Consider the following 12,878-nt stretch of genomic DNA (forward strand, 5'->3'; position numbering starts at 1 on the left):
GAAGGGGACAGGTGAACCGGGCAGCCCTGGCCGAGATGCTCAACGAACAGACCACAGCCTGCGAACCAGCGAAGGCAGCACTTCTCGTCGGAGGCGACTTCGTCATCTGGGACGGCACCGTCCCCGGTCAGCGACTTGCCCGCATCTACGCCGTCCGCCACCGGCGCGCACGGAAACGGGGCACCGAGACACTCGCCCTGTCAGCCACCGTCGACATCCTCACCCAGTGCGGCACCGCGCCGTTGCGAATCGGCTGCATCTTCACGCGCGACAGAACCTGGGCCTTCATGCTCTTCCTCGCCAAGGATGCCAGCGTCGTCTTGGCCTGCACGGGAGTCCGCCGAGTCGACCCATGACAGTTGTCCTGCTCAGCCGACACCGGCTACATGCCTAACGTCCCTCACGCTGCCAGATCACCCCGACCTGCAGAGAAGGCGCCGCAACCCGAAATAACCGTGGTCGTCGTCGCCTACATCGAGGTGTAGCCACACCTTCCCGCTCCCGTAGTGAGCCAGCTACCCGGGATGGAAGTACGCGGCACGGACGTGCAGGTCGCCCCCGCGGCGATCGCCACGGAGGGGTCGACGTGCAGTCGACCACCGAGCTGTAGGGGGTACGGATGCAGGCTTCACCGCGTGGACGGGCTCGTGGTCAGCAGCGTCCGAAGGTACGCGTTGTGCGCCCGCAGGAGCCGGACCGCGCGGTCGGTGCCGTCGGTCAGGAACGGCAGAACCGCCAGGGCGGGGATGGTAGCGGAAAGCGCCATGAGCAGAGCTGGGGCGAGCAGAGCGACTAGCAGCACGCGCTGAAGAGGGCCGATCAGTAGCGGAAGAAGTGTCATGCCTCCAGCACAGCCCAGCCAGCCGCCGTCGGCATCATGCCGCGAACGAACCCGTACCGAACCGAACTCCGCCGAACGCCGCTGGTATACCAGGGCTGTTCCCTATCCTGGTGGGCACGCGCCAGGAGGTGATGGGTGGTCGACCGCGACGCCGTGCATGGCACCACCGCTTCACCGGAGGACGACTTCGGCCGGCGGCTGGCCGTGTTCGCTGCCGACCTGAAAGCGTTGCGCATTGAGCGCGGCAACCTGCCGCTGCGGCAGATCGCCCGGCGCGCTCCCCGGCACCGGCCCCTGTCGGCCGCGGCGGTCAGCGAGACGCTGAACGGCAAGCGGCTGCCGCGCTTGGACTTCGTGATGGCACTGGTGCGAACACTGCTCGCCCACGACCATGAGGGCCGCCCACATTCACTCGGTCGCGACGACCCGCGCCTGGAGGTCTGGCGCACGCGCTGGCGTGACCTGGAGCTGCTGCGCACGGCGCAGCCGCCTGCGGCCCGCCGCCCTGCCGCCCCGGAACCGGACTTCGACCCGCCGGCCTCGGCGCCTCTCGTTGCCGCCACCTCGCCCGCCCCTGCCGCTATACCAGCCCCTGCCGCAGCTCGCGCCGCCGCAACCGACGTATCCGAGGCCCGCCTCATCTTTGGCGAACAGAGCTGCGGCGCGCGCTCCTTGGCGTTCTCACCCGATGGGAAAATCCTCGCCACCGTGAACGACGACCCGCTGGTCCGGCTGTGGCACGCGGCTACCGGCGAGCCCGTGGGTACCCCTCTTACCGGGCACGGGGAGGGGGCCAGGTGCGTGGCGTTCTCACCAGACGGCCGGCTGCTGGCGACAGCGGGTCGCGACAGGTCCGTGCGGCTGTGGGATCCGCGCACCGGTGCGCCCGTGGGCGAGCCGTTCGCAGAGAACGGCAGGGCACTCCGGACTCTTGCCTTCTCCCCCGACGGGAGCCTGCTGGCCACCGGGGGCGGCGAACGGTCCGTACGACTGTGGGATCCGGTGACCCGAAAGCCGGTCGGCGCCCCGCTCGCGGGGCACACGGGAGGCGTCGAAGCCGTGCAGTTCTCGCCGGACGGACGCCTGCTCGCCTCCGGAGGCGCCGATGCCACGGTACGGCTGTGGCGTGCGGACGGCGGCGAGCCGGAAGGCGAACCGCTGATCGGGCACAGCGGCGAGATCCGGGCACTGGCGTTCTCACCCGACAGCCGCCTCCTCGCCTCCGGCGACTGGGACGGGACGGTCCGCCTCTGGAACCCGTGCGCCGGTGAGCCCGTCGGCGATCCGCTCACCGGTCACCGCAACGCGGTCCGGGGCCTGTCGTTCTCGGCCGACGGGCGGCTGCTGGTCTCGGTCAGCATGGACCGCACCGTCCGCTTGTGGAACCCGGTGTCCCGCAGCCCATTCGGCCCGCCTCTCATCGGCCACGCCTGCACCTTCCGCGCCGTCGGCTTCTCCCCCGACGGCCGCTTCTTCGCCGCTGGCGGGGACGACAAGCCGGTAGGCCTATGGGCGACGGCGGATCTCACCGCGATCCCGGTCAGGGGCAGTTGAACACGATGTCCCCGGCATCTTCGGCATAGCCATCGGTTCCCGGCCCGCCGTTGACTGGTGTGGGGTGTGGGGCAGCTCGCATGGGCGCATAGCCACGGGTCAAAACGGCTTCTAAGGAACCAGCCGAGCAGGCCCTGCGCACACCCAGGAGCACACCTGCCGCACTCCCTACAGTCGGGGCTGCCAGGGCCGCACGATGACGCACGGCCGCATCCCGGCTGCTTCCGCTGTCTGGTTGGCCTCCTCCGCGATTCCTTGGAGCAGGTCGACCAGGTCGGGCCAGGCCCAGTAGACGACGCCGTGGACGTGCTCGGCGTAGGCGTAGGACAGCATGATCGTCATCAGCCGTGCTCGCCCTTTGCGCGCGCGTTCCAGCTCATGCACCCACACCTGCTCACCGCCGTCCTCCGTCGTGACGACCGACGCCAGGTCGGGGAAGGCGCGGCCGCCGGTTCCCCGGCCTGCGCCGATCTCGATGTCGGACCGCAGCCGCGCGCCGGTCCGGAGGACGGGTTCGGTTCGCAGTGCCGGATCTCCTGCTCGGTGACCAGGTGATGGTCGGGTTGGATTCTCGTCAGGTGGTCGGCGAGCTCGACCACCTCCAGGTCGTGCACGAGCTCCGCGACGCTCGGGGAAGCGGGGGCGCCTTCAAGGGAGGCCGCCGTCATCCCGGCCCGGGTCAGCCAGTGGACGCGGGGACGGTCGCCCAGCGGCCCGGCCTGCCGCAGCAGCCCCAGGCCGTGCAGCGCGCGCATCCTGCGCTCGTACACCTCCCGGCGCCGCGTGCTACCCGCTCGACGGTCGAACTCGCGCGTGACCTGATCGCAGGTGACGGCACGCCACCTGCCGACCCACTGGCGGACGTCCAGGTCCCGGCTCGTCATCGCGTGGCGCCGGGCTCTGGCCGTCGTCATGTAGGACGCCTCTCCGTTGCCCCTGCTGCGGGTGTGCGCAGGGTCTGCTCTCGGGTATGCGCGGACTGTGCGCTCGGGAGAATAGCGATGCATGCCCTGACCTGCGAAGAAGCCTCGCCCGATCGTGTGACCTCCCGTGTCGCTCCCCCGCTTCAGCTCAGTTCGGGAAGATGACCCCTGCCGAAGGCGCGCTTTGCCGGTGTCCATAGCCTCTTGCTGGACGGGGGGATAGGGCAGGTTGTTGGCCCTGTGAGCCAGACGACGGAGGCCAGGGGACTGGGATGAGCCAGGACGAGACCGTGTGGCGTCTGATGCGCGAGGACGCTCTTATGGGCACGATCACCGTGGACGAAGCCGATTTCCCCTGGCTGCGAGGCCGATTCGTCCCCGAACGCGCCTTCGAAGAGGTCAAGCCGTGGTTCGACGAGGTACACGTCATCGTCGAGGCGGAGGAGTTCGAGCGCTTTGATGACGCCTATGACCGGATCGAAGGCGCCTTGACTCTGCTGTCGTCATCAGGACCGGTTGACGAGTTCCTCTTGCACATACATGAGGACCGGGCCTGGTTCCGCTGGCACGACGGGCCGTCTGGAGGCTGAAACCCAGGGGCTCACGGGCGGGGTCGGGCGCTCCGCGCCTGGGCTGGTGGTGGGTCGGGCGCTGGTGGTGGGTGGGGGAGGGCGCTGACGCGCCCTCAGCGTTGTTCGCCGCTTCGCGGCTCACGGGGGTTCCGGGCGCTCCGCGCCCTGGTTCCGCCGCTTCGCGGCGGTCTGGTGGGCGGTACGGTGCGTGCGGTCAGTCATTTTGCGTATTCGGATAGATACTTTGGGTGATGTGGTGGAGCGGCCGCAGTCGCGGGCGCGGTGGGGTGGTCGGGAGCGGCGGACGGTGTCGCCGTGGGAGGCGCTGGGCCGGTGCCGGTGCCGGTGCCGGTGCCGGTGCCGGTGCCGGTGGTGGCGCCGCTGCCTGCCGCTGTGGCGGTGTGCGGTCGGCGGTTGAGGCTGCGTGGCCGGTTGCGGCTCGCCGGGGCCGGGGCGGTAGCGGTGGCGGGCGTGTGCGCGGTGGGGGGATGGGGGCTCTTCCTCGTGCCGTACCAGCGGATCGTGGCCGGGGTCTAGGGGCAGTTCCGAAGGAGATCGCCAGACGCCTGCCCGGGCGCAACGGCTGAGCGAATCGCGCTGAACTCGACTCAGGAGCCGGAGATGGCTTGTAGCAGAGCTGATTCGATTTCCTCACGGATCGCCTGCCCGCAGGTGCGTGGCGGTTCGCTGATACCGACGGGTACATGCTGGAGGTCAGTGGCGGCAAGCACCGCTAGAACCGCATGACGTTCTCCGAGACTGGGGGCCAGGCGCTCGCACAGCCGGAGCAAAGAACGGGCTCCACTGGCAACGATCCGACGATCGTGCTCTACCTCGCTGCGCTCGTCAGGGCTGAACACGATCAGGCGGTGAAGGGTCTCCCAAGCGGTGGCCGGATCCCAGGAGTCCGGACATGAACTGAGGGTGTCGATCAGGTCGGCAAGCGCGTCATCGGCGTGCTGCTTCGTGGCTTGCGGAGCGGGTGGCGACGACGCCTCTGCGGCGGCATCCGGGAGGGCGGCCGCAAGGTCGGGCAGGCTTGTGTCGACGAAGTTGCGGCTGAGGAGTGTCTAGAAGAGCACCCGGGTCATCGCCGCAGGGCCCAGGCCGGCAACTTCCGCGAACGCTTTGATCTCCCAGTCCGGGTCGTCCACGGCTCGTTGGGCCCTGGACTCGAGTTGGTTGACGGCGTGGGTCGTCATATGTGCGCACGGAGCGCGAGGGTTGCGTTAGGCGGCTTCGGCAGCAGAGCGAGTAACTTGCCAGATCGACTGCTCCCCGCAGATGCACGCCCGGGTCTCACGTGCCATGTCCGCCGTGCAGATCGAGGACGGCAGCTTCCACCTGGAGGCCATCGCGCACAAGGGAGAGCTGGTGTTTCTCGAGGTCGGCAACCGGGTCGGTGGAGCGGACGTGGTGGCCACCGTCGAGCTGGCCACCGGCGTACACCTGCCGTCCTACGAGCTGCGCGCGCTGCTCGGCGAGCCCGTCGCCGAAGCCCTCCCCGAGCCACCGGCCGAGCGGCGCTGGTACGGCTGGTTTGTGCACCCCGGTCACCACCTAAAGGAGCGGACGTTCCCGGGACTGGACGGGGCTGCGGCCTTCCGGGACAGCCCGCACGTGGTGGTCTGGAACGAGCTGACGCCCGGATCGCCTCTTCCCGACCACATCACCTACCAGGCAGGGGAGACGGCCCTCGCCGGAATCGTCTCGGGGGAGACCCCCGAGGACACCCGAGCCTTGATCGTCGACATGTTCGCATCGCTTTCGGTTCGCACCCGCCCCGTCCCGCCCCTCACCCCGGCGGAGGTGTCGGCATGACGGCTCTGAGTACTCTCGCGGACCGATACGTCGACGAGTTGGCCGCGGCCGATCCGTGCCTGGCCGCGGCGATGGGCGTCACCGGACACGAGGAGCGACTCACCGACTTCAGCCCGCAGGGGCACGGGAGCGGACGGAACTGGCCCGTCGCACCCTGGAAGCGACACCGCTCGCGGACGACGCCGAACGTGTCGCGGCGGCGGTGCTGCGGGAGCGCCTCGCCACAGAGGTCGCACTGGCCGAGGCCGACGCGTACGCCACGCTGCTGGACACGCTCGACGGTCCTGTCCAGCGGGTGCGGCAAGCGGTGGAGCTGCTCGATCAGGGCGAGGACACGGTGTGGGACGCGTTGCTGGCACGAATGCGGGCCGTTCCAGGAGCCTTGGCGGGGATGCGTGAGAGCCTGGAAGCCGCGCGGCGCCGTGGGCGGGTCGCGCCCTACCGCCAAGTGGTCCGCAACGCGCGCGAGTGCCGGAACATGCGCCGGTTTATGGCCGGTCTGCCGCACGGGCACGGCGAAGGCGCACTGCGGGGCGTCCTGGACGAGGCTGCGGCCGCCGCGAACACGGCGTTGAGCGATTTCGCGTCCTACCTGTCGGGGGATCTGACGGCAGACGTGCCGGCTGCGGACGCACTGGGCGAAGACCGCTACCACCTGGGGGTCAGGGAGTTCCTGGGCACCCGGTTGGACCTGAGGGACACCTACCAGTGGGGCTGGGACGAACTGGCCCGCATCCGGCGGGACATGTCCGAGGCGACGGCGAAGCTCAGGCCGGGCGAACCGGTGTCGGCCGTTCTCGCGGCGCTGGACAAGGACCCGCGCTATCTCATGGCGAGCGCGGAAGCGTTCCGCGACTGGATCCAGGAACTCGCCGACCGCTCCGTCGCCGACCTCGACGGAGCACACTTCGTGATTCCCGAGCCGTTGCGCCGGATCGAGTGCCGGGTCGCGTCCGGTGAAGGCGTCGTCTTCTACCTGGCTCCCAGCGAGGACCAGCCCCGCCCCGGGACGGTGTGGTGGCCGCTGCCCGACTCCGACGCGCCGATCGCGACGTGGACCGTACCCAGCACGATGTTCCACGAAGGCGCCCCCGGTCACCACCTCCAGCTCGGTACGACGACCCTCAACACTGCCACCTTGAACCGCTTCCAGCGGCTGTCGTGCGAGCTGCACCCCGGCCATGTCGAAGGGTGGGGTCTCTACGCCGAGCGCCTGATGGACGAGCTGGGGTACTTCGCGGACCCGGCCTACCGACTGGGGATGCTGGCCGGCCAGCAGTGGCGGGCGGCGCGGGTCGTTTTGGACCTCGGGCTGCACCTGCGCCTCCCTATCCCCGCGGGAACGGGGTTCCACGAGGGGGAGCGCTGGACGCCGCAGTTGGCCCGCGAGTTCCTCATGGAGCACTGTGGCATGAGCCAGCCGGGGTTCGTCGAGTTCGAGATCGATCGGTACCTGGGGCGCCCCGGCCAGGCCATCGCCTACAAACTGGGGGAGAAGGTGTGGCTGGAGACCCGGGAGGCGGCCCGTCGCCGGGACGGACCCGCCTTCGACCTGAAGCGGTTCCACAAGAAGGCCCTGGATCTGGGTCCCATGGGCCTGGATCTGTTGCGTGCGGAACTGGCGCGCGTGCGGTGGATCGTTCGCCTGATCGGTACTGACGCGTGCCGAGCCCGGCCGGGACCCGGGTTCATGATCCGACCTTGCGCACCTGGGTGGTGTCGGGAGTGAGCAGGGTGCCGTCGCCAAGGGTGGGGGAGACGTCCGGCACCGGCTCTCCGTGTTGATCGACCAGCACGGAGTGGGTCTCGCCGGGGGCGAAAGCGTGGCGTTCCCCCCACTGCCGCAGGGCGACGATCACGGGAAAGAGGTCGCGGCCGGCGTCCGTCAGCACGTACTCGCGGCGACGCCCCGACGGCGCGGTGCGCTGGACGATGAACCCGTGCGCGGTGAGCTTGCGCAGGCGGTCGGTGAGGATGTTGCGGGCAATGCCGGTACGGCGCTGGAACTCGGTGAACGAACGCGCTCCGTCCATCGCGTCGCGGATGACGAGCAGGCTCCACCTGTCGCCGACGAGGTCGAGCGTGCGAGCGACGGGGCAGTCCGGGTCGGACCACTCGCCGTCCCGGGCGGTTGCGGCGATGCGCGGCATGACACCTCCCGAAGAGTTGCGTATTGAAACCATCATGCCGTAGCGTCGAATCAGTTGCAATTTGCTACTCATCGACGCTGGAGTGCGATGGACTTCGCAATGAACGCGTGGCGGCGGCTGCTGCTCGCAGTGGTGTGCGGCGTTGCGGTGGCGAGCATCTACGCCGCGCAGCCGGTACTGGAACCGATGGGACGCGATCTCGGCTTCTCGCCAGAACTCACCGGCTGGATCGTCGCGACGGGCCAGCTGGGCTACCTCGTGGGGCTGATGCTCCTGGTTCCGCTCGGCGACGTGGCCGACCGGCGACGACTCATCGCCGCGCATCTCGCGCTGACGGCTCTGGGCCTCCTCCTGACTGCGGTCGCGTCCACGACGTGGATCGCGATCGTGGGCCTCGCCGTGGCCGGCTTGTTCGCCGTGGTGGTACAGACCACCGTGGCCTACGCTGCCTCGGCGTCGCCCCCGGCCGAGCGCGGCCGGAACATCGGGGTCGTGACCTCCGGTGTCGTCGTCGGCATCCTGGGTGCCCGGGTCGTCACCGGCACGCTCGCCGAGGTGGCCGGCTGGCGGAGCGTCTACGCCGTACTGGCGCTGCTCTCACTCGGTCTGGCGGCGCTCGTCCTGGCCGTGCTGCCGCAGGAGCAGCGACCGCCCCGAACCTCCGGGTGCGGGCAGGCCGTGGCTTCGTTGGGCGGGCTCTTCAGGGACCGCACCCTCTTCACCCGCGGACTTATCGCCTTCTTCCTGTTCGCGTCGTTCGGGACGCTGTGGAGCGGGCTCGCCCTCCCCCTCGCCGGGTCCCCGTGGCAGCTGAGCGAGAGCCAGATCGGGCTGTTCGGCATCGCCGGACTCGCCGGCGCACTGGGCGCTGCCCGCGCGGGGCGGTGGGCGGACGCCGGTAGGGCGGCGCCTGTCACCGGTCTCGCCCTCACCCTGCTCATCCTCTCGTGGGCGACGATCGCGCAGCTGCCGTGGTCCCTGTGGCTGCTCGTGGTCGGAGTGATCCTGCTCGACTTCGCGGTTCAGGCCGTGCACGTCAGCAACCAGCATCAACTCGCCGTCGTACACGCGGACCGCACGAGCAGTGTCATCGGCAGCTACATGGTCTTCTACTCGCTCGGCTCCGCCCTCGGTGCCGCCGCGACCACCGCCGTCTTCTCCGCACACGGCTGGGGCGGCACCAGCGTCCTCGGAGCCGCCTTCGCGACCTGCGCGCTGGCCGTATGGGCAGTCGACCGACGCGTCCCGTCGGTCGACACCCACCTCCGGCCCGGTACGGCGGAACCGCGGCCAGTGCGGACGCATGCCAACGCCGCGCCGGAACAGGGTCAAACGTTCGGTGTAACCATGGTGGTTGGGGATATTGGCGGGCTGCGGCGAGGTCGTCCACGGTGATGGGCGACCAAGGTGCCTCTCAGACGCTACGCCAGCTTCCCGGCCCCGGACTAGGTCCGCCCGCCACGATCTAGCCCGAGCATGGGTTGGGCCGTCGCTGACGCCCGGGTCAACCGTGCTATTTGGCGGCTTCTACGCTCATGCGGTGATCGTGCGCTGTCAGCAGATCGTCAGCCCGACGAGCGGGAAGCTCGTCGAGGACCATCCCGCCATACGGACCGGCGCCGAGTACCCCGTCCTGGAGATCGTCACCGCCCGGGACAGGGTATTGCTGCGCCTTCCCGGCCGACTCGACACCGCAATGTCCCGCGACACTCCCACGCTGTGGAACGCTTCAATGTTCACGGTCGTTAGCGACCGCCTACCGGGCTGCTGGCGTCCTGCCCTCGTCGGCCGGGGTGGCGTAGGCGATGCGGTAGCTCACGCGGCCCCCCCGGCGTTCGGCTTCTTCAGCGGCGAGCCGGTCCAGTGCCGCGTCGGCGGCCGGGTCCGGTGCCGCCTCCAGCATCCACCGGCGCAGGACGTGGTGGATGGTCAGCACCGTCGCGGCGTTCATCTCGCGGTCGAAGTCCGCCCGCCTGCCCTCGGGCAGCGCGGCCCGGACGTCGGGCCTGGTGGCCGGCACGTCCACCTCGCGGCCGTCGATCCAGGTCCTCATCGTCCCGTTCTCCGGCATGGCTGCCTCCTCTTGCGCTGGTGTGGCTGTGCTCACGCTAGCTGCGGCGCCGACCGCCGCGGGGGTGTTTGGGGGACCCGCGGGACGCCGGGCCCCCAAAGTGGGCTCTACCGGCTCTCGTCGGCCTGCCCCTCTTCGGCCGGGCCGTCCTCGGCGGGGATTCCAGCGCTGGACCGGCGTCCTGAGCGGGGCCGCTGCCGGCGTCGGCGGCGGCGGTGCGTCATCAGTTGCCCAGGACCGGCCGATGGCACCACCCACCACGGCCCCCCGGAGTCATCCGGGTCACGGCGGTCCGGGCTCGGCACGTCCAGCAGCGCGTCCGGCGGATGCACCTGCGCGTGTCGCAGCCGCCACGTCCCGGCCGTCCCGGTGGACAGCAGCGCGGTGTACCCGGGCTGCTCCCCCTCCCGCACCAGAAAGCCGTTTGAGGAACCTCGGACACGGCGACCGGGACAGTCTGGGGCTGTTCCAGCAGCGCCCCTCAATGGGGTGGGGCACCGCCGAGGAGATCCTCGACCCCGCCTACGCCGCGCACCGCTTCTACGAGGCGCTGCTCGCCATGGCCGGATGGGAGCAGATGACCATCACCCAGGCCGCCCAAGCCGTGCAGCTGTCAGCCCATCCGGACGCCTACGCTCCAGGGGAGCCGCTGGCCCGCGCCCTGCGGGCCGGACTGATTTGACGGACGTATGGCAACGGACGAGTTCGGTTGCCCCGCTCATATCCCTTGCAGCAGCTCGGCTTCCTCGGCAAGGGTCAGTCCGGCGTTGCGGGGACGGTCCAGCCCGCGTTCGCGCTCCCACGCCAGAACCGAGGCGACGGTGTCGGCCAGCGGTCGGATTCGCAGCCCGGCGTCCAGCGACGGCTGCGCGTCCCGGCCGCCAAGGCCGTGGTGCGAGGGCCCCAGCCACAACGGCAGTGAGCGCCGCCCGGACCACTGGTTCACCCCGGCCTCGGTCAGCCGCTCCGACGAGGCGGGCACCAGCTCGACCGGCGCACCGACCGCGGCCGCGATCTCGGCGAGCAGGTCGGGCAGGAGCTGGGCGGGGCCGACCCCGTCGTAGTCGCCTGCCAGGCCCCGCTCGCCCGCGTCGACGATCCACCCGGCCAGGTCGCGAACGTCGATGTACTGCACCGGTTGCTTGGGCACGTCCGGCACCAGCACGCGGCCGCCGCGGGCGAACCGGGCGGGCCAGTAGCCGAACGGGTCGTAGGGATCTCCCGGTCCGACGATCAGCCCCGGCCGGACCACGAACGCCCGCTCGCCCATAGTCTCCCGGACCGCGTTCTCTCCGGCGACCTTGATCGCGCCGTAGCGCTGGGAGCCCTCCAGGTCGCCGTCGCGTAGTTCCCTGGACGACTGCTCGGGCACCGGGTCGACCAGTGCGGCGTCCGCCCGCTGACCCACCGTCGCGGTGTCGGCGTAGACGTTGATGGTGGACACGAACGTCCAGTGCCCAGCGGACCCGGCCAGCGCCTGCAAGGCTCGGCGCACCCACGGGTAGGAGATCGGCGCCATGTCCACCACCGCGTCGAACCGCTCAACGGCCAGCGGCGCCAGACCGCTGTCGGTGTCCCGGTTCACCCGCACCAGGGTCGCTCCGTCCGGCACCGAACCGGAGGTACCCCTGGCTGCGCATACCACGTCGTGGCCGCGCCGCACCGCTTCGGCCGCCACTTCGTGGCCGAGAAACACCGTTCCACCGAGGACAAGTAACCGCATGGGGTAACCCTGGCATGCCTCAGCCCGCTCGGCCAAGCCCACCGGTGCCTCGTCCTCGGGCGGGCACGGGTGCCTCGCATTCAGCGGTCGGCGCCTATCGGTCGAAGCGCGGCGGACACCACCCTGGCGGCCACCGGATCACCCAGCGGACCCCGTGCCGTGTGGTCCAGCCGGATCGCCCGGCTGCCCGCCGGGAGCGGATAGTCCTGGTCCACCGTGCGGACCAGGACCGGCAGGCAGCTCCACGCGCGGTGCTGGAGCAGGTTGGCGACCGCCAGGTAGCGCATGAAGTCGCCGAATCGGTCAGTGAGTTCGCCTGCCGGCTCGGCGGGCAGGCGGAGCCGGCCGAACGCGTCCTCGGGCAGTCGCCGGTAGTCCCGGGACAGCTCGGCCGCGACCCGTTCGACATCGCCGGGGGCACCGTCGACGACCGCCGCGCCGGAGCGCCGTGTCGATCTCGTCGGCAAGACAGGTCAGCGCCAACGACGGCCACCGAGCGGGAGAACTGGGCGTAGAGGGAGTCGAGGCCGATCAGTTCGGGGTCGAACAACATCACATCGGGACGCCGGCCGAACTCGGTGGACAGGAGTTCGGCCAGGCCGAGCGCCAGGGTGTCGCCCGCGCAGTAGCCCAGCACCACTCGCACGGTGGCGCCGCTGCTCACGATGTCCTCCGCCAACCGTCGCAGATGGTGGTCCGGGGGTGCGTCGCCGAGGTGGCGGGCCTCCAGGACGGTCAACCGCATGTCCAGGTTCGCCAGCAGGTCCGCGAACCCGGCCGCCGACCGGCCGAGTCCGAAGTCGACAGTCAGCACGACGTCCGGTTCGGTACCGTGGTGCAGGACGTTCCGGTGTCGCGGGTTCATGCGGCCCCCTCGGAAGCGGCGGCCACCGCGGCGGCCAGGCAGGCGATGTCGGGTCGGGCGAGGAAATCGTGCAGCAACGCTCGGCGGCGAATCGGGCGCGCAGCTCGGCGAGCACCTCGACGGCGTGCAGCGAGTTGCCGCCGAGGCCGAACACCCTGTCGCCGACGCTCACCTGACCGATGCCGAGGACGCGGCCGACGATCGAGGTCAGCTCGCGCTCCAACTCGGTGCTCGGCCCGCCGTGCGCACCGGCCAGGTCCGGCAGGGCGCTCCGGTCCACCTTGCCGTTCGGGGTCAGCGGCAGCCGGTCGAGCACGGCCAGCCGGGCGGGCACCATGTACTCCGGTAGCCGCGAGCG

15 protein-coding genes are annotated in these 12,878 nt (G+C 70.5%); 7 read left to right on the forward strand and 8 right to left on the reverse strand.

Features of this window, described 5'->3' with window-relative positions:
* The first annotated feature begins 11 nt into the window (after nt 1–11).
* Nucleotides 12–356 (forward strand): hypothetical protein, encoded by a 345-nt coding sequence (locus V6D49_RS25805; protein ID WP_340563503.1) that lies wholly within the window; start codon nt 12–14, stop codon nt 354–356.
* A 272-nt stretch (nt 357–628) separates the two neighbouring features.
* On the opposite strand, the gene V6D49_RS25810 is transcribed toward V6D49_RS25805, so the two are convergent.
* The gene (locus V6D49_RS25810; protein WP_340563506.1) at nt 629–766 is read right to left on the reverse strand and encodes a hypothetical protein; all 138 of its coding nucleotides are present in this window, start codon (nt 764–766) and stop codon (nt 629–631) included.
* 210 nt (nt 767–976) lie between these two features.
* Here V6D49_RS25810 and V6D49_RS25815 point away from each other — a divergent pair, with 210 nt between their 5' ends.
* Nucleotides 977–2,395, forward strand: a complete 1,419-nt coding sequence (locus tag V6D49_RS25815) for a WD40 repeat domain-containing protein (RefSeq protein ID WP_340563509.1) — start codon at nt 977–979, stop codon at nt 2,393–2,395.
* 168 nt (nt 2,396–2,563) lie between these two features.
* Here V6D49_RS25815 and V6D49_RS25820 read toward each other — a convergent pair whose 3' ends face one another.
* Entirely contained in the window at nt 2,564–2,737 is a 174-nt protein-coding gene (locus V6D49_RS25820; RefSeq protein ID WP_340563512.1) for a hypothetical protein, read from the reverse strand.
* The gene (locus V6D49_RS25825; RefSeq protein ID WP_340563515.1) at nt 2,737–3,309 is read right to left on the reverse strand and encodes a hypothetical protein; all 573 of its coding nucleotides are present in this window, start codon (nt 3,307–3,309) and stop codon (nt 2,737–2,739) included. Before V6D49_RS25825 ends, V6D49_RS25820 begins: the two co-directional genes overlap by 1 nt.
* 281 nt (nt 3,310–3,590) lie before the next feature.
* Here V6D49_RS25825 and V6D49_RS25830 point away from each other — a divergent pair, with 281 nt between their 5' ends.
* The 3 genes from V6D49_RS25830 to V6D49_RS25840 all read left to right on the forward strand — a co-directional run bounded on the left by V6D49_RS25830 (nt 3,591) and on the right by V6D49_RS25840 (nt 7,440).
* Nucleotides 3,591–3,908, forward strand: coding sequence for a hypothetical protein (locus V6D49_RS25830; protein ID WP_340563517.1), 318 nt, complete (start codon nt 3,591–3,593; stop codon nt 3,906–3,908).
* A gap of 1,299 nt (nt 3,909–5,207) precedes the next feature.
* Complete coding sequence (locus tag V6D49_RS25835; RefSeq protein ID WP_340563520.1) at nt 5,208–5,711, forward strand: hypothetical protein; 504 nt, start codon at nt 5,208–5,210, stop codon at nt 5,709–5,711.
* Nucleotides 5,712–5,766: 55 nt separating this feature from the next.
* A complete protein-coding gene (locus V6D49_RS25840; RefSeq protein WP_340563523.1) occupies nt 5,767–7,440 on the forward strand; it encodes a DUF885 domain-containing protein in 1,674 nt (557 codons plus the stop codon).
* Here the strand turns inward: V6D49_RS25840 and V6D49_RS25845 are convergent.
* Nucleotides 7,400–7,861: a winged helix-turn-helix transcriptional regulator gene (locus V6D49_RS25845; RefSeq protein WP_340563526.1), complete on the reverse strand. Its 462-nt coding sequence runs from the start codon at nt 7,859–7,861 to the stop codon at nt 7,400–7,402. The genes V6D49_RS25840 and V6D49_RS25845 overlap by 41 nt on opposite strands.
* Nucleotides 7,862–7,960: 99 nt before the next feature.
* Here V6D49_RS25845 and V6D49_RS25850 point away from each other — a divergent pair, with 99 nt between their 5' ends.
* On the forward strand, nt 7,961–9,256 hold the full coding sequence (locus V6D49_RS25850; RefSeq protein WP_340564344.1) for an MFS transporter: 1,296 nt from the start codon (nt 7,961–7,963) through the stop codon (nt 9,254–9,256).
* A 361-nt stretch (nt 9,257–9,617) separates the two neighbouring features.
* On the opposite strand, the gene V6D49_RS25855 is transcribed toward V6D49_RS25850, so the two are convergent.
* A complete protein-coding gene (locus V6D49_RS25855; protein ID WP_340563529.1) occupies nt 9,618–9,932 on the reverse strand; it encodes a hypothetical protein in 315 nt (104 codons plus the stop codon).
* A 424-nt stretch (nt 9,933–10,356) separates the two neighbouring features.
* Here V6D49_RS25855 and V6D49_RS25860 point away from each other — a divergent pair, with 424 nt between their 5' ends.
* Nucleotides 10,357–10,614: a hypothetical protein gene (locus V6D49_RS25860; protein WP_445330605.1), complete on the forward strand. Its 258-nt coding sequence runs from the start codon at nt 10,357–10,359 to the stop codon at nt 10,612–10,614.
* Between the two features lie 36 nt (nt 10,615–10,650).
* Here the strand turns inward: V6D49_RS25860 and V6D49_RS25865 are convergent, their stop codons facing one another.
* The 3 genes from V6D49_RS25865 to V6D49_RS26280 form a co-directional block, all read right to left on the reverse strand.
* Nucleotides 10,651–11,655: an NAD-dependent epimerase/dehydratase family protein gene (locus tag V6D49_RS25865; protein ID WP_340563531.1), complete on the reverse strand. Its 1,005-nt coding sequence runs from the start codon at nt 11,653–11,655 to the stop codon at nt 10,651–10,653.
* Nucleotides 11,656–11,735: 80 nt separating this feature from the next.
* Nucleotides 11,736–12,122 carry a hypothetical protein gene (locus tag V6D49_RS25870; protein ID WP_340563534.1) on the reverse strand — a complete coding sequence of 129 codons (387 nt, stop codon included), beginning with the start codon at nt 12,120–12,122 and terminating at the stop codon, nt 11,736–11,738.
* Between the two features lie 6 nt (nt 12,123–12,128).
* Complete coding sequence (locus V6D49_RS26280) at nt 12,129–12,857, reverse strand: phosphopantetheine-binding protein (protein ID WP_445330606.1); 729 nt, start codon at nt 12,855–12,857, stop codon at nt 12,129–12,131.
* Nucleotides 12,858–12,878: the final 21 nt, after the last annotated feature.

The organism is Streptomyces sp. GSL17-111 (assembly GCF_037911585.1).
Lineage (GTDB): Bacteria > Actinomycetota > Actinomycetes > Streptomycetales > Streptomycetaceae > Streptomyces.